This window comes from Pasteurella multocida (assembly GCF_900187275.1).
Taxonomy (GTDB): domain Bacteria; phylum Pseudomonadota; class Gammaproteobacteria; order Enterobacterales; family Pasteurellaceae; genus Pasteurella; species Pasteurella multocida.
Map to the genome: position 1 here is coordinate 395,123 of NZ_LT906458.1, position 22,629 is coordinate 417,751.

At 40.3% G+C, this 22,629-nt stretch carries 15 protein-coding genes; 9 read left to right on the forward strand and 6 right to left on the reverse strand.

The annotated features are described in order from the left end of the window. Position 1: 1 nt before the first annotated feature. Complete coding sequence (gene fdnG / locus CKV69_RS01850) at positions 2–3,067, reverse strand: formate dehydrogenase-N subunit alpha (RefSeq protein WP_014325895.1); 3,066 nt, start codon at positions 3,065–3,067, stop codon at positions 2–4. Positions 3,068–3,309: 242 nt separating this feature from the next. Here fdnG and fdhD point away from each other — a divergent pair, with 242 nt between their 5' ends. The 4 genes from fdhD (at position 3,310) to alr (ending at position 9,118) form a co-directional block, all read left to right on the forward strand. Continuing rightward, a complete protein-coding gene (gene fdhD / locus CKV69_RS01860) occupies positions 3,310–4,131 on the forward strand; it encodes a formate dehydrogenase accessory sulfurtransferase FdhD (protein ID WP_016504495.1) in 822 nt (273 codons plus the stop codon). 160 nt (positions 4,132–4,291) lie between these two features. After that, entirely contained in the window at positions 4,292–6,472 is a 2,181-nt protein-coding gene (gene uvrD / locus CKV69_RS01865; RefSeq protein WP_014325897.1) for a DNA helicase II, read from the forward strand. 160 nt (positions 6,473–6,632) lie between these two features. Beyond that, positions 6,633–8,036 (forward strand): replicative DNA helicase, encoded by a 1,404-nt coding sequence (locus CKV69_RS01870; RefSeq protein ID WP_005726119.1) that lies wholly within the window; start codon positions 6,633–6,635, stop codon positions 8,034–8,036. Positions 8,037–8,041: 5 nt separating this feature from the next. After that, positions 8,042–9,118, forward strand: a complete 1,077-nt coding sequence (alr, locus tag CKV69_RS01875; protein WP_016504316.1) for an alanine racemase — start codon at positions 8,042–8,044, stop codon at positions 9,116–9,118. Between the two features lie 90 nt (positions 9,119–9,208). On the opposite strand, the gene CKV69_RS01880 is transcribed toward alr, so the two are convergent. Next, a complete protein-coding gene (locus CKV69_RS01880; protein WP_016504315.1) occupies positions 9,209–11,146 on the reverse strand; it encodes a glycosyltransferase family 2 protein in 1,938 nt (645 codons plus the stop codon). A 287-nt stretch (positions 11,147–11,433) separates the two neighbouring features. Between CKV69_RS01880 and CKV69_RS01885 the strand changes: the two genes are divergently transcribed. Beyond that, the gene (locus CKV69_RS01885; RefSeq protein WP_016504314.1) at positions 11,434–11,643 is read left to right on the forward strand and encodes a hypothetical protein; all 210 of its coding nucleotides are present in this window, start codon (positions 11,434–11,436) and stop codon (positions 11,641–11,643) included. A gap of 554 nt (positions 11,644–12,197) precedes the next feature. Next, entirely contained in the window at positions 12,198–13,847 is a 1,650-nt protein-coding gene (gene pgi / locus CKV69_RS01890) for a glucose-6-phosphate isomerase (RefSeq protein WP_014325901.1), read from the forward strand. A gap of 83 nt (positions 13,848–13,930) precedes the next feature. On the opposite strand, the gene CKV69_RS01895 is transcribed toward pgi, so the two are convergent. After that, positions 13,931–14,620 carry a helix-turn-helix domain-containing protein gene (locus CKV69_RS01895; RefSeq protein ID WP_016504313.1) on the reverse strand — a complete coding sequence of 230 codons (690 nt, stop codon included), beginning with the start codon at positions 14,618–14,620 and terminating at the stop codon, positions 13,931–13,933. A 197-nt stretch (positions 14,621–14,817) separates the two neighbouring features. On the opposite strand from CKV69_RS01895, the gene CKV69_RS01900 reads away from it, so the two are divergent. After that, positions 14,818–15,027 carry a helix-turn-helix domain-containing protein gene (locus CKV69_RS01900; protein ID WP_005721729.1) on the forward strand — a complete coding sequence of 70 codons (210 nt, stop codon included), beginning with the start codon at positions 14,818–14,820 and terminating at the stop codon, positions 15,025–15,027. Between the two features lie 477 nt (positions 15,028–15,504). On the opposite strand, the gene CKV69_RS01905 is transcribed toward CKV69_RS01900, so the two are convergent. Together CKV69_RS01905 and metE are read right to left on the reverse strand one after the other, a co-directional pair. Then, positions 15,505–16,542, reverse strand: coding sequence for a metal-dependent hydrolase (locus CKV69_RS01905; protein WP_014325903.1), 1,038 nt, complete (start codon positions 16,540–16,542; stop codon positions 15,505–15,507). A 156-nt stretch (positions 16,543–16,698) separates the two neighbouring features. Continuing rightward, a complete protein-coding gene (gene metE, locus CKV69_RS01910) occupies positions 16,699–18,972 on the reverse strand; it encodes a 5-methyltetrahydropteroyltriglutamate--homocysteine S-methyltransferase (RefSeq protein ID WP_014325904.1) in 2,274 nt (757 codons plus the stop codon). A gap of 298 nt (positions 18,973–19,270) precedes the next feature. On the opposite strand from metE, the gene CKV69_RS01915 reads away from it, so the two are divergent. Together CKV69_RS01915 and CKV69_RS01920 are read left to right on the forward strand one after the other, a co-directional pair. Then, on the forward strand, positions 19,271–20,197 hold the full coding sequence (locus tag CKV69_RS01915; RefSeq protein WP_005753794.1) for a LysR family transcriptional regulator: 927 nt from the start codon (positions 19,271–19,273) through the stop codon (positions 20,195–20,197). A gap of 262 nt (positions 20,198–20,459) precedes the next feature. Continuing rightward, complete coding sequence (locus CKV69_RS01920) at positions 20,460–20,702, forward strand: YgjV family protein (protein WP_014325905.1); 243 nt, start codon at positions 20,460–20,462, stop codon at positions 20,700–20,702. Between the two features lie 39 nt (positions 20,703–20,741). Here the strand turns inward: CKV69_RS01920 and ettA are convergent, their stop codons facing one another. Further along, positions 20,742–22,412 carry an energy-dependent translational throttle protein EttA gene (gene ettA / locus CKV69_RS01925; RefSeq protein ID WP_005726143.1) on the reverse strand — a complete coding sequence of 557 codons (1,671 nt, stop codon included), beginning with the start codon at positions 22,410–22,412 and terminating at the stop codon, positions 20,742–20,744. Positions 22,413–22,629 lie beyond the last annotated feature (217 nt).

A 22,629-nucleotide genomic window follows, 5' to 3' on the forward strand; every position in this document is an offset into this window, starting at 1 on the left:
TTTACGCCCCCACTTTCTCAATATTGACTAACATACATTTAGATTCTGGTGTTTGTGTATTCGCATCACCAGTACGAACAGTTAAGTTGTTGGCGAAGAAACCTTTTTTTGCACCAGTCGTTGCGGCAAAGCCCCAGTGAATAGGAATTCCGACGGTATGAATTGGCTTGCCGTCAGACACTAAAGCACGGATACGTTTGGTCACCACAGCAACGGCTTTAATATAACCGCGTTTTGAGCTGACTTTCACGATATCGCCATGTTTAATGCCTTTTTCAGCCGCCAAGGCTTCACCAATCTCAACAAATTGTTCTGGTTGTGCAATCACGTTCAGTAATACGTTTTTCGTCCAATAATGGAAGTGTTCGGTTAAACGGTAAGTCGTACCCACATATGGGAAATCCGCACTTGTTCCCAGATCTTCTTTATCGCTGGCTAAAATCCGTGCAACTGGACTTGATACCACATTTGGATGAAGTGGGTTAGTACCAATTGGTGTTTCCATTGGTTCATAGTGTTCTGGGAATGGACCATCAGCCATACGTTCACGTACGAACAAACCACTTACCCCTTCTGGTTGCATGATAAATGGCATAACCGGGCTATTAGGTGGGGCAGTACCGTAGTCGGCAACATCCACATAGTTCCAGTTTTTACCGTTCCACTTGATCAATTGACGTTTCGGGTTAAATGGATTACCGGCTAAGTCTGCACCTGCACGGTTATAAAGAATACGGCGGTTTAATGGCCAAGCAAATGCCCAACCTAGCGTATTTCCTAAGTTCGATGGGTCAGCGTTATCACGGTTTGCCATTTGGTTACCTTTTTCGGTCCATTGTCCCGTGTAAATCCAGCAAGCCCCTGATGTCGTACCATCATCACGCATTTGTGCAAAGCTCGACAATAACTGACCTTTTTTCAAGATAATGTTGCCGTCTGCATCTTTGATGTCTTCTAATGCGTAACCATTATTCTCTTTTGCGACTTCTTCCGCTTTTGGCTCAAGTGGGTTTGCATAATCCCAGCTCATTGCTTCTAGCGGCTCAAGTGGAGCTTTTCCGCCTTCTGTTTTATATAGATGGATAAGCTCAGCACGCAATTCAGAAAGAATTTCACCGTCAGTTTTGGCTTCACCCGGTGGCTCCGCGCCTTTCCAGTGCCATTGTAGCCAACGACCAGAGTTCGCAATGGAACCATCTTCTTCGACGAAGCAGGTTGTTGGTAAACGGAATACTTCAGTTTGAATCTCTTCGGTTTTCACATCATTAAATTCACCGTAGTTTTTCCAGAATTCAGAGGTATCGGTGATTAATGGGTCAAAAATCACTAAATATTTTAGTTTACTTAAGGCTTTAATGATTTTTTGTGAGTTAGCGTAAGAGGCAACTGGGTTCATCCCTTGGCAGAAGAAACCATTCACTTTACCGTTATACATGTCTTCGATGTAACGGAATTGGTCGGTACCACCTTTAGGTAATTTTGGTAAATAGTGATAACCAAATTCGTTATCTTGCGTACCTTTATCACCATAGAAGGATTTCAGCATACTGACCATGAATTTTGGTGTATTTTTCCAATAGTTCACCTGATCGTTCATCATGGTTTTTGGTGTGATACGATCCAAGAACGACTGTAAGCTTTTATCAGCTTCTGTTGGTAATGGAATATATGCAGGTAAACGATTTGGGAATAAGCCTAAATCTGTAATCCCTTGTACGTTTGAGTGACCACGTAATGCATTCACACCACCACCCGATACACCAATGTTACCGAGTAATAATTGGATCATCGCCATGGTTCGAATATTTTGTGAACCAACGGTATGTTGAGTCCAACCTAATGCATAAAGGAATGTTGCTGCTTTATCTGGCGCAGAGGTTTTAGCAATTTCTTCACAGAAGATTTGGAAGTCTTTCTGTGGTGTGCCAGTAATACGTTCTACCATTTCTGGTGTATAGCGTTCCACATGTTCACGTAGCATATTGATCACACAGCGTGGATCTTGCATATCCATATCACGTTTTGGCTGACCATTTTCATCAAATTGGTAAGCCCAAGTGGAGCGGTCATACTTGCGTGTGGCTTCGTCATAACCAGAGAATAGCCCGTCTTCAAATTTGAAGTTTTCATTCACGAGGAAGGTGGCATTGGTATAGTGTTTCACATATTCGTGTTGGATTTTATCGTTTTTCAACAAATAGCGAATCACCCCAGATAGGAACGCAATATCCGTACCTGGACGAAGAGGCATATAAATATCAGCGACAGCTGCAGTACGGTTAAAACGAGGATCGACCACCATCAGTTTGGCACCGTTTTGTTTTTTGGCTTCAATCGCCCAACGGAACCCAACAGGGTGTGCTTCTGCTGCGTTACCGCCCATAACAATCACTAAATCTGCGTTTTTAATATCAACCCAGTGGTTGGTCATCGCACCGCGACCAAATGATGGAGCAAGACTTGCTACCGTTGGTCCGTGTCAGATACTCGCTTGGTTGTCGGTAAAGATAATACCGAGAGAACGCACAAATTTTTGTGTAAGGATGCCGGTTTCGTTACTACATGCCGAACCCGCTAAGAAGCCTGCTGTCATCCAACGATTGACCGGCTCACCTGCGTCATTTTTTTCAACGAAGTTAGCATCACGGTCATCTTTGATGTGACGAGCAATACGCTCAATGGCTTCGTGCCATGAAATCCGTTTCCATTCTTTTGAACCGGCTTCACGCACTTCAGGGTATTTAACACGACGGTCACTATTGACATAGTCTAAAGCACCTGCCCCTTTTGGACATAAGGCACCGCGACTAACTGGATGATCGGGGTCGCCCTCGATATGAAAGAGTTTGCCTTTGCTGTTTTTTGAGCCATCACCCAAGCTGTACAACAACATACCACAACCAACAGCGCAATAAGTACAGGTATTACGCGTTTCTTTGGCGCGTAATAATTTGTAATTGCGAGGCGCTGCTAACGCTTCTGTTGGCGCAAAGCCTAACATTGCCGCAGATGTCCCCGCCATTCCCCCTGCACAGATCTTGAAGAACTTTCTTCTACTGACCTGCATAGATAATACTCCTTAGCGTAACAAAAATTTTGTTAGCATTTGATAGTCGTAAACACGTTAAATAGATAATTAAATATTTTGACTTGTTTTTCACTTGTTAAAATTGTATTACAATCGCCACAAGCGTTGAATTGTTGATATGCGTCTTACGAAGTAAATTACCAGCAATTAAAACACCTTTTAGGATACCGATTTTTTAGTGGTAAATCTATAACCAATTACCATTAATAAGGAAAAATATTTTGAACTGGATCACAAAATTTACAGTTAATTTTTTTTGCAAATTAACAAAAAAGCAACAAATAAAAAACAAAACAACAACTTATGAAGCAAAACAAGAAAATCTTGCAACAGAGGTTCCTGTTGCCCTTGTTTATAATGGGATTTCTCATACGGTGATGATGTGTTCACCGGAAAATTTAGCGGATTTTGCCATGGGATTTTCGTTGGCAGAAGGCATTATTGATAAGCCAAGTGATATTTATGGTATTGATGTGGTTCCTGCCTGCCAGGGGATTGAAGTGCAAATTGAACTTGCCACCCGTTGTTTTGTACGCCTCAAAGCACAACGACGTACATTAGCGGGGCGGACTGGTTGCGGTATTTGTGGTACTGAGCAATTACAGCAGGTGCACAAAAATTTACCTCCGTTAGAACGCACTATCCAGTTTGATTTAAACCGCCTAGATGCTTGCTTAATTCAACTGCAACAAGCACAAGTATTAGGGCAACAAACCGGTTCAACGCATGCAGCGGGGTTTTTTGATCTCGCAGGAAATTTGCTGTGCCTACGTGAAGATGTCGGGCGTCATGTGGCATTAGATAAATTATTAGGTTGGCATGCGAAACAGCCTGCCACAAAAGGGTTTGTATTGGTGACCAGTCGAGCTAGTTATGAAATGGTGCAAAAAACAGCAGCCTGTGGCATTGAAATGCTAATTGCCATTTCTGCAGCGACTGAACTCGCAGTGAACATGGCAGAACAATACCAATTAACCTTAGTTGGCTTTGCACGAGAAGGCAGAGCAACAGTCTATACAGGAAAAGAGCGGTTGTTTTTTTGAGAATTTTCTCTATAATCCCACTGTATAAAAAAACAGTTTGGTGAGTCTAAATCGCGTAAGCAAGGTAGGCATAGTCTGCCTTGTTGCTTTTATGGCGGCTGCTAAGCGACAAAAACATAGCATTCCTGAACTGAGATGAAAACAGAAGGCAGATGACAGAATGGATATTTCAGCATTATTAGATGGGTTAAATGATAAACAACGTGATGCGGTTGCCGCGCCACTCGGCAATTACTTGGTGTTGGCGGGGGCCGGGAGTGGTAAAACACGTGTTTTAACACATCGTATTGCTTGGTTAATTGCAGTGGAACAGGTTTCTGAAGGGAGTATCATGGCAGTAACCTTCACCAATAAAGCCGCGGCTGAAATGCGTCATCGTATCGAAAGCACCTTAGCTAATCATGCTTCTCAACGTTTATTTGGTATGTGGGTGGGCACGTTCCACAGCATTGCCCACCGCTTATTGCGTGCCCATCATCTTGATGCCAACTTACCCCAAGATTTCCAAATTCTCGATGCGGATGATCAACTGCGTTTAGTGAAGCGCCTACTCAAATTACATAATTTTGATGAGAAAATTTTTATTCCTAAGCAAGTCTGCTGGTATATCAATAATAAAAAAGATGACGGGTTAAGAGCGCACCAAATTGATGACAATAATGATCGACATGAGCGGGAATGGATAAAAATTTATCAGATTTATCAAGATACTTGTGATCGTGCTGGTTTAGTGGATTTTGCGGAATTGTTATTACGTGCTTACGAATTATGGCTGAAAAAGCCTGTGATTTTACAGCGTTATCAACAACGTTTTCAGCACATTTTGGTCGATGAGTTCCAAGATACTAATAAGATCCAATATGCTTGGGTAAAATTGCTTGCGGGGGAACAAGGCAAGGTGATGATCGTGGGAGATGACGATCAATCGATTTATGGTTGGCGCGGGGCAAAAATTGAAAATATCCAACGCTTTTTAGATGATTTTTCCAATGCGCAAACCATCCGTCTTGAACAAAATTATCGTTCCACGGGGAATATTTTGGCAAGTGCCAACCAGCTTATTTCCAATAACAGCAATCGCCTTGGTAAAAATTTGTGGACGGACGGAGAAAAAGGTGAGCCAGTAGGAATCTATGCGGCTTTTAATGAATTAGATGAAGCCTTATTTGTTTCCTCACAAATTAAACAATGGATAGAAAATGGCGGTAAGCTAAAAGATTGTGCCATTTTATACCGCAGTAATAGCCAATCCCGTGTGATTGAAGAGGCGTTAATTCGTTCTCAATTACCTTATCGTATTTATGGCGGTATGCGTTTCTTCGAGCGTCAAGAGATTAAAGATGCCCTTGCTTATTTACGTCTTATTGCCAATCGTCAAGACGACGCCGCGTTTGAACGCGTGGTCAATACGCCACCTCGTAGTATTGGTGAACGAACGTTAGATATGCTACGTAGTGTGACCCGCGAACGTGAAGTGACTTTGTGGCAAGCCACCCAATTAGCCATTCATGAAAATTTACTGACGGCGAGAGCAGCAACCGCACTACAACGCTTTTTAGAGTTGATTAATTCCTTACAGCAAGATACCAGTGAAATGCCCTTATTTGCGCAAACCGATTTTGTGATTAAGCATTCTGGTTTATATGCCATGTATCAACAGGAAAAGGGGGAAAAGGGTGAAGTGCGGATCGAAAACTTAGAAGAGTTAGTGACTGCCACAAAAGAATTTATTAAGCCAGATGAGGCAGAACAGTTATCTGATTTAACAGCCTTTTTAACTCATGCCTCCTTAGAAGCAGGGGAGGAACAAGCTTCTCCACATCAAGACTATGTTGAAATGATGACATTGCACTCTGCAAAGGGATTGGAATTCCCTCGGGTATTTATGGTGGGGGTTGAAGAAGGGTTATTTCCAAGTTTCCGATCTTTTGAAGAGCCGGGGCGTTTAGAAGAAGAGCGTCGCTTAGCTTATGTTGGGATCACGCGCGCAAAACAAAAGTTGACGATTTGCTATGCGGAAAGTCGCCGTCTATATGCCAAAGAAGAACGTCATCTTCCTTCCCGTTTTATTGCTGAATTACCTACGGAATGTATTCAAGAAATCCGCTTACGTGGTACGGTGACACGTGCCATGAATCAGCAGAAAGTCGGATCGGTTGCACCGAGTTTACAGGAAAATGAATGGAAAATGGGGCAAAAAGTGCTACATAGCAAATTTGGGCAAGGCACGATCATTAATGTGGAAGGGGCGGAGAATAATACTCGCTTACAAATTGCATTCCAAAATCAAGGGATTAAATGGCTGATTGCCCATTTAGCCAAATTAGAAAAAATTCGTTAAAGGGATGTACAACCTCGTGTGGAAGTACGCTAGATAGCTTGCGTTTTTCACATGGGGTGATTTTTATCCCTTCATTTTTGACAGAATTCGCGCTTAAATTAAAAGAAGAATTGGTATATCATATAGGCTAATTTTTGAATTTACGTATAGACCCATTCTTATGGCAAAAAAGAACGCCCAAATTCCAAGTAAACCTCTTGAACAAGGCATTGTTCCGCCACATTCTTTAGAAGCGGAACAGTCTGTTTTAGGCGGTATTTTGATTCACCCAGCTCATTGGGATAGCATTAGTGACATGCTCATTGCCGATGATTTCTATTTAGCTGCCCATCGTGTCATTTTCCAAGAAATGGAAAATTTACTCCGTCAAGGGAAGCCAATTGATCTGATCAACCTCTACGAATTTTTACGCGAAAAGAATCTCAGTGAAGATGTTGGTGGCTTTGCCTATTTAGCTGAATTATCCAAAAACACACCAAGTGTATCCAATATTGTTTCGTATGCCGCTATCGTGCGTGATCGTGCTATTTTGCGTGATTTGATTAGTGTCAGTAATGATGTGGCGCAAAGCTGTTACACGACAAAAGGGATGGAGGTGAAAGATATTCTGGATGAGGCAGAACGAAAAGTCTTTGCCATTTCGGAGAAACGCACCACTTCAAACGAAGGACCGCAAAATATCTGTGCGATTTTAGAAAAAACCATTGATCGTATTGAATTATTGAGTAAAACCGAAGGGCATAATGGTATCACAGGTGTCAGTACCGGTTTTGATGCGCTCGATAAGAAAACCGCCGGTTTACAGCCTTCCGATCTCATCATTGTGGCAGCCCGTCCTTCAATGGGTAAAACGACTTTTGCAATGAATTTATGTGAAAATGCAGCACTCAAAAGTGATAAACCGGTTTTAGTGTTCAGTTTAGAGATGCCAGCAGAACAAATTATGATGCGTTCTCTTGCTTCATTATCGCGTGTGGATCAAACCAAAATTCGTACTGGACAAGGGTTAGATCAAAGTGACTGGTCGAAGATTGGGAGTACAATGGGGCTGTTCGCTAATAAGCCCAACTTATATATTGATGATTCATCGGGCTTAACCCCAACGGAATTACGTTCACGTGCAAGACGAGTATATCGTGAAAACGGCGGCTTAAGTTTGATTATGGTGGACTATTTGCAATTAATGCGGGCACCGGGATTTGCCGATAACCGTACCTTGGAGATAGCTGAAATTTCGCGTTCACTAAAAGCCTTAGCAAAAGAATTAGAAGTGCCAGTGATTGCCTTATCCCAGTTAAACCGTACCCTTGAAAATCGTGCTGATAAACGTCCAGTGAATTCTGATTTGCGTGAATCTGGCTCCATTGAACAAGATGCGGACTTAATTATGTTTATTTATCGTGATGAAGTATATAACGAGAATTCAGAAGATAAAGGCGTGGCAGAAATTATTATTGGCAAACAGCGTAATGGTCCGATTGGACGCGTGAGATTGGCGTTTAGAGGACAATTCTCACGCTTTGATAACTTAGCCGAACAACGAGATATAAGAGACGATTATTAATGAATATGAAACCTGCCACAGCAAAAATCAGTTCTGTGGCATTAAAACACAACATTCAAACGATTAAACAAAAAGCCCCGCAAAGTAAAATTATTGCTGTTGTGAAAGCCAATGCCTATGGTCATGGTGTTGTGTTTGTGTCCGCTGCCGTAGAAGAGTTGGTCGATTGTTTTGGCGTCGCCCGTTTAGAAGAAGCCTTAAGTTTACGCTCAAATGGGATTACGAAACCTATTTTGCTCTTAGAAGGTTTTTTTTGCGATAAAGATTTACCGGTGATTGCGATAAATAATATTCAAACTGTTGTGCATAACGTCGAACAATTGGCAGCGTTAAAAGCAGCTAAAGTTCCTAATCCGATTAAAGTCTGGCTAAAAATTGATACTGGTATGCACCGTTTAGGGGTAGCACTAGAAGACGTTGAGTATTTTTACCAAGCGCTCCGCGATTCAGAGAATGTTGATCCACAAATTGGTTTTGTCAGCCATTTTAGTCGCGCGGATGAATTGGAATGTGACTATACCAAGTTACAATTGACACGTTTTTTAAATGCTACGCAAAATAAAGCGGGCGAAAAAAGTATTGCTGCCTCAGGTGGGATCTTATTTTGGGAAAATTCCCATTTAGACTGGATTCGTCCGGGCATTATTATGTATGGGATTTCACCGATTAATGTACCGGCACAAGAATATGATTTAACCCCTGTGATGACCTTAACCTCCTCTCTTATTGCAATTAAACAGCATAAAAAAGGGGAGCCAGTAGGATATGGCGGGATTTGGGTCAGCGATAAAGACACGAAAATTGGTGTGGTTGCCATTGGTTATGGCGATGGTTATCCGCGTGACATACCAACAGGCACACCGGTTTACCTCAATGGTCGTCGTGTGCCCATTGTGGGACGTGTCTCGATGGATATGTTGACAGTCGATCTCGGTGCAGAAGCACAAGACAAGGTTGGCGATGAAGTCATTCTTTGGGGCAAAGAATTGCCCATTGAAGAAATCGCGGATATTAGTGGCGTGATTAGTTATGAATTGATTACAAAATTAACGCCACGTGTTTTAACGGAATATATTGATTAACTAATTAGCGATGAAAAAGTGCGGTAGAATTTACCGCACTTTTTGTCTTTTTAGTATTATTTATAAAATCAGAGCTAATCTGACGAATCATTATAAAAAATAAAAAGGTAAACAGGGGATAAGGTCAGTAAATTTAGGATGATTTTTGACTAATGGATAAATACTTGAATATCCCCATGGACCGTTTTCCATGATCAGCTGAGTTTGTTGCTCATCATTGTCTCGATATTGATGATAGAGTGTTTCGCTGTCTCTATTATCTTCCGTTAGCCAGTTTGCTGGTCTTGAAATACAAATCTGAAGAATATTATTTTTCTTACACAAGAGAGAGAAATAGATATCAGCCATGCCTGAATGGGTAAAGTCAGAAAGAGAAAATTGATTAAAGAGACTGACTCTAAAGCTAACAGTTCCTGTACCTAATACATTGACCGCTTTGTCTTTTTCCAGAGGTTTATAGAAGCTATATACCAGTCTATCCGCCGAAAAATATTTGGTCATTCTACTTGGAAAGAGAATGCCGTGTAAACCAATAACCGCTTTATCATCGTATTCATTCAGCTTCTTGATCATCGTATTGATGTAATCGCTTGGATAGATAATGTCATCATCACAGGTTATATAATATCCATCTTGATTTTTTTCAATCAACTCTTCCAGTAAAATGAATTTGCCATTATCTCTAATGGAGTTATCTTTATCTTTGCAATGAACAACGGTTGCTTTATTACCTAAATTTTTTATGAAGTCAGGGATTTCTACATAGCCATCAAGATAAATATGAAAATGATCACATTGATTTTTTAGTATGCCGATAATACGTTGTAATTGCGCTATTCTTGAGGGAATAGAACAAATATTGATATAAACAGGAATCTTAGGATTGGACAACTTACTCATTTCTTGTGGTACTGGTAAGGCGTCGTAAATACGAGGGAATTGAAAAAGATTTTTGAAATCATGTGAGGCAGTTTCGTTATGCATCGCTTGAAACAGGGTTGCATAATGTTGTCTGGTATCAGACATTTTCTGTATTATGTTATGATTGTCTATCCATTCAACCATATCAGTAAATAAAGAGTTTTCTCTCATTGTGTTGTAGTATAACGGCAAGAGTAAATTTTTTATTTTTTCTTTTCCATAATATTTCGCAATTCTATGAAAAAACTCATCATCTGAGCCTTTAGTCGTACAATTGAAGAAACCAATTTCTTGAAATACTTTTTTGTGCATACCCAAGGTTATAAAACCTAATCTATAATCCATATTATTGACTTTAATGATATGCTGTGTTTCTGGTGCTAGTCTTGAGTATGCACAACGAACAGCAATAGTTTCTTTATTAGCTAATAATATATTTACACATCTTTCTATTCTTTCATGATGACATACATCATCACTATCTTGAAAGAAAATAATGTCACCTTTAGATTTTAATATGCCTGTATTTTTCGCAAAGTAAGTTCCTAGGTTTGAATTTAATCTAAATACTCTGACTTTGCTTGTTGTATTCGCTATTCTCGAGGCAATTTCAAATGTATTATCCGAGCTATCATCATCTACAATAATAATTTCTATGTTTTTATATGTTTGTAACAATAATGAATTAATAGAAGCTTCGATAAATTGCGCTGTATTGTGAGATGTCATGATAATACTGACTAATGGATTTGCGCTGTTGGTTTCTTTGACTAACCCTAAATCACTTTTAGCGACTTCATTATATAAATCTGTTATTGATGTTGTTTGCTTATCTTTTTCTAGCTTTGCTTCTAATGCTTGATTATAGGTATATATTTTTTTAAATTCTTGCAGAACCAATTGGAGTTGTTTTAATAAAAGTTTATTTTCGTTTTCAAGGGATGCGGATAGCGGATGTTTACTGTCCTGTTTTGCCAATAGAGTTTGTTGAGAAATAATGTCTTTGTTTAAAGTTGTTTTTAGACTATCAATTTTATTTTGAAAGGTGTTGAGTTCATTTTCTTTTTCATGTTGGGGTGGATTTTTAGCTATTTGAATTTGAGTCATCTCTTTTTTTCCCTTCATTTCAATAAATGAGTTTATGTTTTTATTTTTATAAACCTCACTATAGACAGATTCTTAAATATGTATATATCTCTTTGAGTTTATTTGACGTATTTTGAGTTTAAGTGAACAAGAATACACCGATGTAGGTTATTCCCCTACACAGCGTGCGTTATAATTCATTTTTAAGTGTTTTAGCATTGTTCAACGTATTGTTATGGTTTACTTTTATTCTCGCTATAAGTATGACGTTCTCAGCGATAAATCTGCTAATGAGTAAGAAATTCACGATGAAAAACGTTCAGCCAACACGGCTTGATTGGTTTTTCGTCTTGTTACCTTATGTAATCGGTTTGTTCTTTGCGATTTTTGATAGTGCAACAATTGGTCAAGTTTTCTTCTGGGGTCTCATGACACATCTTGTTGCGATATTTTTATATTTTGTGTTTCATTATCCACTTACAGCTATTTGGGGTTTTGTTGTTGGCATAACGGCGTAAAAAATCTGTCAGAAATTGACCGCACTTTTTGCGCGCAATGAGCGCATTTAGCCTTTCATTACTTTCTAAGCATTTATGTCATCTCATCTATATTGTTTTCTATTTTAATGATGAGTATAGTGTTCACCAACGTCGTCCGTCGCAGTAAATCTCGACAACTGCTAACGAATGCATTGCGCAGGGATTGATATGTGGGGAGGTTCGAGTCCCACCGGGCGACACCTTCTTAATATGTTTCCCTTTTTTCATTTAAAAAAATCTATTGTCAATAAAGATGAATGGAGTACCTCTGTGCCAGATAAAGTGCTACATTTTGGCTAGGTCGTATAAACATGGATTGACTTACAAGGGGGAAATTTAATTCAGAATGCGCGAATATAAATGAATCTCAAACGATGATTTATTAACAAAATGATTACATTCATTTTGTATATTATGCAATTAATGAATTTATAAAAGCGAAAGTTGTTCTGCCTCAAAGTTTGCCCCTTAACCTACACGTCAATTTAGTATATTATTTTCCACATTCGATATTATAAAAAAGGAAAACAATAATGAAAAACATCAATCCTACAACAACAAACGCGTGGAAAGCCTTACAACAACATCATAAAACGCAAAGTGCGGTGACAATTCAACAACTTTTTGCGCAAGAAAAAGATCGTTTTACGGATTATTCCTTGTCTTTTAACAATGAAGTGTTAGTGGACTTCTCCAAAAACAATGTGACAAAAGAAACCTTAGGATTATTGCGCCAGTTAGCGCAAGAATGTGCATTGTCTGAAGCAGTGGACGCGATGTTTAGTGGGGCAAAAATCAATAAAACGGAAGATCGCGCCGTATTACATACCGCACTTCGTAATCGTTCTAATTCGCCCGTGTTGGTTGATGGGAAAGATGTGATGCCAGAAGTGAATGCGGTTTTAGCCAAAATGAAAGATTTTTGCCATCGTGTGATTTCTGGTGAATGGAAAGGTTATACTGGTAAAGCGATTACAGATGTGGTGAACATCGGAATTGGTGGGTCTGATTTAGGACCTTATATGGTAACAGAAGCCTTACGTCCTTATAAAAATCATTTGAATCTACATTTCGTGTCTAACGTAGATGGTACACATATTGCGGAGACCTTAAAGAAAGTTAATCCAGAAACCACGCTATTTTTGGTTGCGTCAAAAACCTTTACCACACAAGAAACTATGACCAATGCGCATTCTGCGCGTAATTGGTTCTTAACCACGGCAAAAGACGAAAGTCATGTGGCAAAACACTTTGCAGCACTGTCCACAAACAGTAAAGCCGTTGCTGAATTTGGTATTGATACTAATAATATGTTTGAATTTTGGGATTGGGTAGGGGGTCGTTATTCATTATGGTCAGCGATTGGTTTATCTATTGCCCTTTCAATCGGTTTTGAGCATTTTGAAGCGCTTTTAGCGGGTGCACACGAAATGGATAAACATTTCCGTACCGCCCCAATTGAGCAAAATATTCCGACCACATTAGCGTTAATTGGTTTGTGGAATACCAATTTCTTAGGCGCACAAACCGAAGCGATTTTACCTTACGATCAATATTTACACCGTTTTGCAGCGTATTTCCAACAAGGCAATATGGAATCCAATGGGAAATATGTTGATCGTAATGGCGAAGTGATCGATAACTACCAAACGGGACCAATTATTTGGGGCGAACCTGGTACCAATGGTCAACATGCGTTCTATCAATTAATTCACCAAGGCACTACCTTGATTCCTTGTGATTTCATCGCGCCAGCACAAACCCATAATCCATTAGCGGATCATCATGAAAAATTACTTTCAAACTTCTTTGCGCAAACCGAAGCGTTGGCTTTTGGTAAAACGAAAGAAGAGGTAGAAGCAGAATTCGTGAAAGCAGGTAAATCTTTAGATGAGGTGAAAGAGGTTGTGCCATTTAAAGTGTTTACGGGAAATAAACCAACCAACTCGATTTTGGTCCAAAAAATTACGCCATTTACTTTAGGTGCCCTCATTGCGATGTACGAACACAAGATTTTTGTACAAGGGGTAATGTTTAATATTTATAGCTTTGACCAATGGGGCGTTGAGTTGGGCAAACAACTTGCGAATCGTATTTTGCCAGAGCTAGCAAACCGCGAAACGATTACAACTCATGACAGTTCAACTAATGGCTTAATTAACCAATATAAACAATGGCGTTAAGCGAAAGAACAAGAAGTGCGGTCAAAATGACCGCACTTTTTTTGTGTGTGAGTGTACTATGTCGTATGGTCTCTACAACCTTACTAAATTAAGTGATGACCAATAAAAATCACTTTGCCGATAATCTCAAGGGTATGATATTGCTCAAAGGAGAGATCAATTGGCGGATAAAGTGTCTTATTGTCACTCATTAAGCGAATGCCATTGGGAAGCCCTTGAATACGCTTAATCCAGATTTGTTTACCTGAACGTATCACATAGATGCCTTCCTCTTTTGCACTGTTCACTTCACGATTAATCAGAAGTAAATCACCATGATGAATGGTTGGTAGCATGCTGTCACCGGTAGCGCTGACAAAAACGAGTTTATCTGCTGTTATGCCTCTTCCTGTTAACCTATCTTTCATTAACGTGATGTGTTGGTTTGCTTTTGCAGAAGACGTGAAGGCACTAAAACAGGCATAAAAGGGGATCGGAATGTGATCTTCTGCTTGTGTATTTTCAATAGAACTGACTTCTGTCGTATAGTGACGACGAGGTTCATTCACTTGAGAATGAGGCTGTTCTGCTTGATATAATCCAAGTTGTTGCTGGACCGCAATAGGGAATGACGTATAGTGATATTCAAACGTTTTGCCTTTCACGCCTTGTCTTTGGCGTTTTTGCCAACCTTCTCGGGCGGCTTTTTTGACAATACCTTTATCTGATCCTGGTAAATATAAGTTTTTTTCCATGAGTTCTTTTATTGAAAACCACTCTTGATAGTTCTGCATAAAAAACCTTCTAAGGAACTCGATGTGTTTTACTTTTGTGAGTGTTTAACTTATTGATTTATATTTAATTATAAATAGAAAGTAAATTTTCTTAAAAAGAACTATTGAGTTCCTTTAAAAATAATTGTATAGTTCTTTTTAGTTACTCACATACCTAATGAAAAATGTATTAATCTAAGTAGTAAGGATATCATATTATGAAAAAGAGTAAAAAGAATATGCACCGCGCATATATTATTGCTGCCATTAAGGAAAAAGGTAGCTCACTCGCACAACTTTCTGTTCAAGCGGGACTACACCCCAGAACATTGAATAATGCATTAGATAGGAAGTATCCGAAAGGCGAAAAAATTATCGCTGATTTTATCGGAGTACCTGTTCAGGAGATATGGCCAGAACGTTATTAGGTTTTTGTAATAAAACATGATGAATCTTTCTTTATTCAAAATTGGATAAAAAAGAAATCACTTCATCAGAAAAGTATTGGCGCTCGCAAAGGGCATTTAAACGACATATCACATTTATTTTTTATGTAAAAACATGGATAAGGATGTTTGCGTTTAACGCATGAAAAAATAAAAGAATGTATGTTTTAGGTTGATTTGTATTTAATGGATTAACCTGACACAACATTAGCTCATGCCAATAGTCAACGCATTTCATCCTTTTAATTGATTTGCTAAACGCAATTTGATTTCCCCATTCTTTTTACATGACATCCTGTTTTGGACGAAAGTAAGTGCAAGAAGACTATCATACTCACTTGTTTTGTTAACCCTCATGCATTTATTCGTTACAGGCACGGAAGACACGATGAGCAAGGATGCCTCTCAGTTAAGGGCAAAGCGATGGCTTTGCCCTTGTTTGTTGCCTCGGGTTGAATGTTAGCGTGTTGCCCATTCTGCTAATGGTAAAGGGGCATCATCTGACCAAATCCGTTGCCAGAAGGTGAGCAGAACTTTCTTATTTAGATGACTTTTGATCGTTGGATAAGCCTTCGGCAGTACGGCTTGCCATTCGCCTTGATGTTTTTCTGCCACAATAAAACGGAAATTAAACTGTCCAGCTAAGCCCATTCGGGTATCGCTAGCCACTAATTGATTGCCAATTTGTTCATAATGTACCCAATCGGAAGTAAACCATTCAAAACGTTGTAGTTGTGGTGAGGTGGCAATGACATTCTGTTTCAGTGTTTGGTTTAATGGAATTCTGATAAATTCAGGTGCATTTTTATCTAGCCAACCACTGACCGCATCGTATAAGTTGCCTTGCTTATCCTTCGCAATCACACGCCACAAAATAATATTAAAAGGCGTTGGGGTCGCTAACACGCCATCAACCTCAATCCCTTGCTGTGTTAAAACACTTTCGAACCGATGTTCATGATAAGCGCGACTCATAAAGCCGACTGCAAAATAGACGCAACCAAACAATAAAGCAGTAAAAAGATAACGTATTGCACGAGGATCTAGCTTTCGCCAATATGCCCAAAGGCATGTAAAAATCAGCGGTAACGTATAAATCGGATCGATCACAAAAACCGTGGACCACACCACGGGTGGAGAAGGAATAGGCCAAAAGAGTTGGGTGCCGTAAACTGTCATCGCATCAATCAGAGGATGGGTAATTAATGCTAGCGTCAGAGTAATAAATAACCTTCGAAATGAAAAAGGTAAGTTCGTATGACGTTTAAAGGTCAGCCATGTGATAAAAAACGCCAATGCTGTGAGGACAAAAAGAGAATGACTAAACCCGCGGTGGTAAGTCATGGAGGAAATGGGATCGGCATAGCGGATAAAAACATCCAGATCGGGCAAGGTGCCGAGTAGTCCACCATAAAGCAAGGCTTTTCTTCCTTGATATTTTCCCATGCCAACCCCTTGCACGGCGGCACCAAGTACAAATTGCGTAACTGAATCCATAATGCGTTTGCCTTTTCATTCTTCGAAAATAGCCTGTATTTTGGGCAGAAATGTTGTCAAGGTCAATGAAATTTACTTTGCATAAAAAACGGCACTTGAAATCAAGTGCCGTTGTGTTGTGGTTTGCTATTGTTATAAGAGAAATGAGTGTGAGAATTAGTTTAATTCTGCACGGAGTTTTTTGGTGACTTCCATCATCACTTCTAATTGAGCGATAGTTTCCGGCCAGCCACGGGTTTTTAAACCACAGTCTGGGTTCACCCATAAACGCTCTTTTGGTACTACATTTAATGCTTTACGTAATAAGCGTTCAATTTCTTCTGCTTTTGGCACACGTGGACTGTGAATATCATACACGCCCGGACCAATATCGTTTGGATATTTGAAATCACCGAAGGCGGTTAATAATTCCATATCTGAACGTGAGGTTTCAATGGTAATCACATCCGCATCTAAGCCCGCAATCGCAGGTAAGATGTCGTTAAACTCAGAGTAACACATGTGTGTGTGAATTTGCGTATCATCTTGTACACCCATGTAGCTTAAACGGAAGGCTTCGCCTGCCCATTGTAAGTACGCATCCCAGTCTGCACGTTTCAGTGGTAAACCTTCACGGATCGCCGGTTCGTCAATTTGAATCACTTTGATGCCGGCTTTTTCTAAATCTAACACTTCATCGGACAGTGCCACACCGATTTGTTTACATACCGTTGAACGTGGAATGTCGTTACGTACAAATGACCATTGTAGAATCGTAACCGGTCCTGTCAGCATGCCTTTCATCACTTTGTTGGTGAGGCTTTGTGCATATTGTGACCAACGTACTGTCATTGGTTCTGGGCGTACGACATCACCGTAAATCACTGGTGGCTTCACGCAACGTGAACCGTAGCTTTGTACCCAACCGAATTTTGTGAAAGCGAAACCGTCGAGTAACTCACCGAAGTATTCCACCATGTCGTTACGCTCTGCTTCACCGTGCACTAACACATCTAAATCCAGTTCTTCTTGGCGACGTACCACAAATTCGATTTCTTTCTTCATTGCCGCTTCATAATCTGCCACGCTAAGTTCGCCTTTCTTGAATTTCGCACGGGCTTGGCGAATTTCAACGGTTTGTGGGAAGGAACCGATATTCGTGGTTGGTAATAACGGTAAATTTAACCACGCATTTTGTTTTGCAATACGTTCTGCAAAAGGCGATTTACGTTTGTCCGCATCCGTCGGCAAGTTTGCTAAACGTTCTGCCACTTCTGGACGATGAATTTCTTTGCTGTTTGCACGGGCGTCAGCAGCTGCTTGGCTTGCATCAAGTTCAGCTTGTACTGCGCCACGACCTTGCTCAAGTGCGGTCTTAATGACACGCAATTCTTGCACTTTTTGTAAGGTAAAAGCTAACCAGCTGTATAGCTCCGGTTTATTCGCTTTTAATTGCGTTTCCACTTCTAAATCATACGGGGTGTGAAGCAGTGAACAACTTGGCGCAATCCATAGATTTTCACCGAATTTTGCTTTCAATGGTTCAACTACATCGAGTACTTGGTTTAAGTTGGCACGCCAAATGTTACGACCGTCAATGACACCAACAGAAAGCACTTTGTTGTAATCTTCAAAGGCAGCAAGCTGTGCAGGTGCACGCACTAAATCAATGTGTAAACCATCGACTGGTAAATCTTTAAGCAGTGGCGCGTGTTCTGCAACAGAACCGAAATAAGTCGCTAGTAAGAGTTTTGCTTTTACTTTTTCTTTCAGTGTCGTATAAACAGCCTTGTAAGCTTCAATCCATTCTGTTGGTAGATCCACTGCTAAAGCCGGTTCATCAATTTGGATCCACTCTGCGCCTTCTGCCACTAAGGCATTGAGGATTTCTACATACACAGGTACGAGTTTTGCCAGTAATTCAAAGCGATTAAAGGCCTCGCCTTTTTCTTTACCTAACCAAAGGAACGTTAATGGTCCCACAAGAGTTGGTTTGAAATGTAAACCTAACGCTTTCGCTTCACGGATTTGTTGTACGTAATGTGCTGGGTTAGCTTTAAATTCGGTATTTTTAGTGAATTCTGGTACTAAATAGTGGTAGTTTGTATCAAACCATTTGGTCATTTCAATGGCAAATTGGGTTTGGTTACCGCGTGCAAGTTGGAAATATTCGCTTAAACTTAAGTTTTGGCTATCAAAACCGAAACGGGCTGGAATAGCGCCTGTTGCTACTTGCAGATCCAAAATATGATCGTAGAATGTGAAATCGGCGACTGCCACGAAGTCCGCATTGGCTGCTGCTTGGTGTTTCCAGTTAATTTCACGTAATTTTTGTGCAATCTCTAACAGATCCTGTTCGGCAATTTCGCCACGCCAATAACGCTCTTGGGCAAATTTTAGTTCACGTTTTGCACCCACACGCGGAAAGCCTGCTACATGAAATGTTGTCATAGTTATACCTCACTCAAATTGATGTTGTTATTCTCTGAATAGACGGCTAAACGTCTGTATGGATATAGAATGAAGGATTTTAGACCATTATGCAATATCATAATTTTCACAATAAACATGAAAATTTTTAATACACATAAAGACAGGTCAAGAGAGAAGAGCACATTGGGCTAACGCCTTGTTGTCGTTAGAAATTTTGATAAAACTGAGCGCACTTTTATTTGCTTTTAGTGATCCAATAGCGATTTTGGTATATGATAACGTTCAATTCTTTCCCTTATTTCGATGAATCTTTTTAATGAAACCTATTTTTTTAGAACTCCGTCATTTAAAAACGTTACTGGCGTTAAAAGAAACTGGCAGCGTGTCTTTAGCGGCAAAACGTGTGTATTTAACTCAGTCTGCGCTGTCACACCAGTTGAAATTACTGGAAGAACAATATGGGCTTCCTTTATTTGAACGCAAAACACAACCGTTACATTTTACTCCTGCGGGGGAAAGGTTGATTCAGCTTGCTAATGAAATTTTGCCGAAAGTAGTAGAAGCGGAGCGCGATCTGGCTCGGGTGAAACAAGGGGAGGCAGGGGAGCTACGCATTGCGGTGGAATGTCATACTTGCTTCGACTGGCTGATGCCAGCGATGGATTCCTTACGTCAAAATTGGCCTTTAGTGGAATTAGATATTGTCTCGGGCTTTCATACTGATCCAGTGGGCTTATTATTAACGCACCGTGCCGATTGGGCGGTGGTATCTGAGATTGAAGAAACCGCAGGTATTATCCATAAGCCCTTGTTTTCTTATGAAATGGTGGGATTGTGCGCCAAAGATCACCCTTTAGCAACGAAAGAGATTTGGGAACCTGAAGATTTTATTGATCAAACCTTGATTACTTACCCTGTCCCTGATGATATGTTGGATTTATTACGCAAAGTATTACACCCGAATGGGATTAATCCTCTGCGCCGTACCAGTGAATTAACCATTGCGATTATTCAGCTGGTGGCAAGCAAACGTGGGATTGCAGCGTTGCCATTTTGGGCAGCCAAACCCTATTTAGATCGTGGCTATTTGGTGGCGCGTAAAATTACCAAACAAGGCTTATACAGTAATTTATATGCGGCAATTCGTGAAATTGATGCCAATGTAGCGTTTGTCGATGATTTTTATGAAACCGTAAAATCGCAAAGCTTCTCTACATTACCAGATTTATTAATGCTGGAATGATTTCCTGTTTACTCTTGCCAAGTCGCCAAAAGATGAATCTGTTATGTTATTTTGCGAGATAAGATTGTTGCTTTACTGTGCAATAAAAAAGCAAAATAGGTACCTTACGTCAGTCATGTGATGAGAGAATTTGATTAGTTAAAAAAAATAAATTGCTGGTATTTCTTGCAAACGTTTGCCTGTTTTTTGACCTCTTTTAGTTCATTAAAAAATATTTTATGATGCATTTTCCTGTTAAATAGACGATGTTTAAAGAGGTTATATGGAAGTTAATGCAGTTGAATTATTGGGCTATCTTGCTACATTTTTTGTCGCCATTTCATTTCTATTTAAATCCATTATTCATTTGAGAATAGTCAATAGTATTGGCGCATTTTTATTTGCTATTTATGGGCTGATTATTGTGTCTTACCCGGTAGCGCTACTCAACAGTTTTTTGTTGTGTGTAAATATCTATCAACTATGGCGCTTGAAAAAAGAAGGAGCAAACCTTCGTTCTTTATAAAAAAATAAACCGCACTTCAATGTGCGGTTTGTTTTTTTGTTATTTCGCAATACGTTTGTATTTCATACGGTGTGGTTGGGTGGCTTCTGCGCCAAAGGTTTTCTTCTTCCATTCCTCATAGTCAGAGAAGTTACCTTCGTAGAAGGTGACTTTCCCTTCATCACCGTAATCTAAAATATGTGTGGCGATACGGTCTAAGAACCAACGGTCGTGCGAGATGACCATCGCGCAGCCCGGGAATTCTAAGATCGCATTTTCTAACGCACGTAATGTTTCTACGTCAAGATCGTTAGTTGGTTCGTCTAATAACAACACGTTACCGCCGGCTTGTAACAGTTTAGCAAGGTGTAAACGACCGCGTTCACCCCCAGACAATTCGCCCACACGTTTTTGTTGATCGACACCTTTAAAGTTAAAGCGTCCCACATAAGCACGGCTTGGAATTTCAAAATTACCAATACGTAAAATATCTTGTCCGTTAGAGACTTCTTCCCACACGGTTTTTTTATCGTCCATCGCATCACGGAACTGATCTACCGAAGCCAATACCACGGTTTCCCCTAAGGTAATCGTGCCTGAGTCTGGTTGTTCTTGACCGGATAGCATACGGAATAAAGTGGATTTACCCGCACCGTTTGGACCGATAATCCCCACGATTGCCCCCTTTGGAATGCTAAAGGAAAGATTGTCAATTAAGGTGCGATCGCCGTAAGTTTTAGTGAGGTTTTGTACCTCGATCACTTTATCCCCTAAACGTGGACCCGGTGGAATAAAGAGTTCGTTCGTTTCGTTACGTTTTTGATATTCACCATTGTTTAATTCTTCAAAACGTGCCATACGCGCTTTACTTTTCGCTTGGCGACCTTTTGGATTTTGGCGTACCCATTCTAATTCTTTTTCAATGGATTTTTGACGAGCAGACTCTGCCGCTTGTTCTTGGGCTAAACGTTTTTCTTTTTGTTCTAACCAAGAAGAGTAGTTACCTTCCCAAGGAATCCCTTCACCACGGTCAAGTTCTAAGATCCAGCCTGCCACGTTATCTAAGAAGTAACGGTCGTGAGTAATTGCCACTACGGTGCCTTCATAGTCATGTAAGAAACGTTCTAACCACGCCACTGATTCTGCATCTAAGTGGTTGGTTGGCTCGTCTAATAACAACATATCCGGTTTTTCGAGTAATAAACGGCACAGTGCCACACGGCGACGTTCACCCCCTGATAAATGCTCAATTTTGGCATCCCATTCTGGTAAGCGTAAGGCATCTGCCGCACGTTCGAGTTGGTTATCGAGATTATGACCGTCATGTGCTTGGATAATCGCTTCTAATTCAGCTTGTTCTGCAGCTAGTTTGTCGAAATCCGCATCAGGATCGGCATAAAGGGCATATACTTCATCTAAACGCGTGAGCGCATTTTTCACCTCGCCAACAGCTTCTTCAATGGCTTCTCGCACGGTTTGTTGTGGATCGAGTTTAGGTTCTTGTGGTAAATAACCGATTTTGATCCCCGGTTGTGGACGCGCTTCCCCTTCGATTTCTTTATCGATGCCTGCCATAATGCGTAATAAAGTGGATTTACCCGCACCATTCAGACCTAGTACGCCGATTTTTGCACCCGGGAAAAAGCTCAAGGAAATATCTTTTAGAATATGACGCTTTGGTGGTACGATTTTGCCCACGCGATGCATCGTATAAACAAATTGTGATGACATAATTTCTCTCGTTATGCGATAAATAAAAAAGTGCGGTTATTTTACTTGAAATTTGGTAGATTAGCTAACTAACAAGTAAAAAAATACGCCGAGTGAGTTTGACGTAAAGTGGCGGCTCTTAGGACGACGGTCAGCTAACAAGTCGTGATTGGCTAAATATTCTCGCACGGTCGTCGCCACTAAACAGCCACCAAAGCAAAAAAAAAAGAAGCGGAAA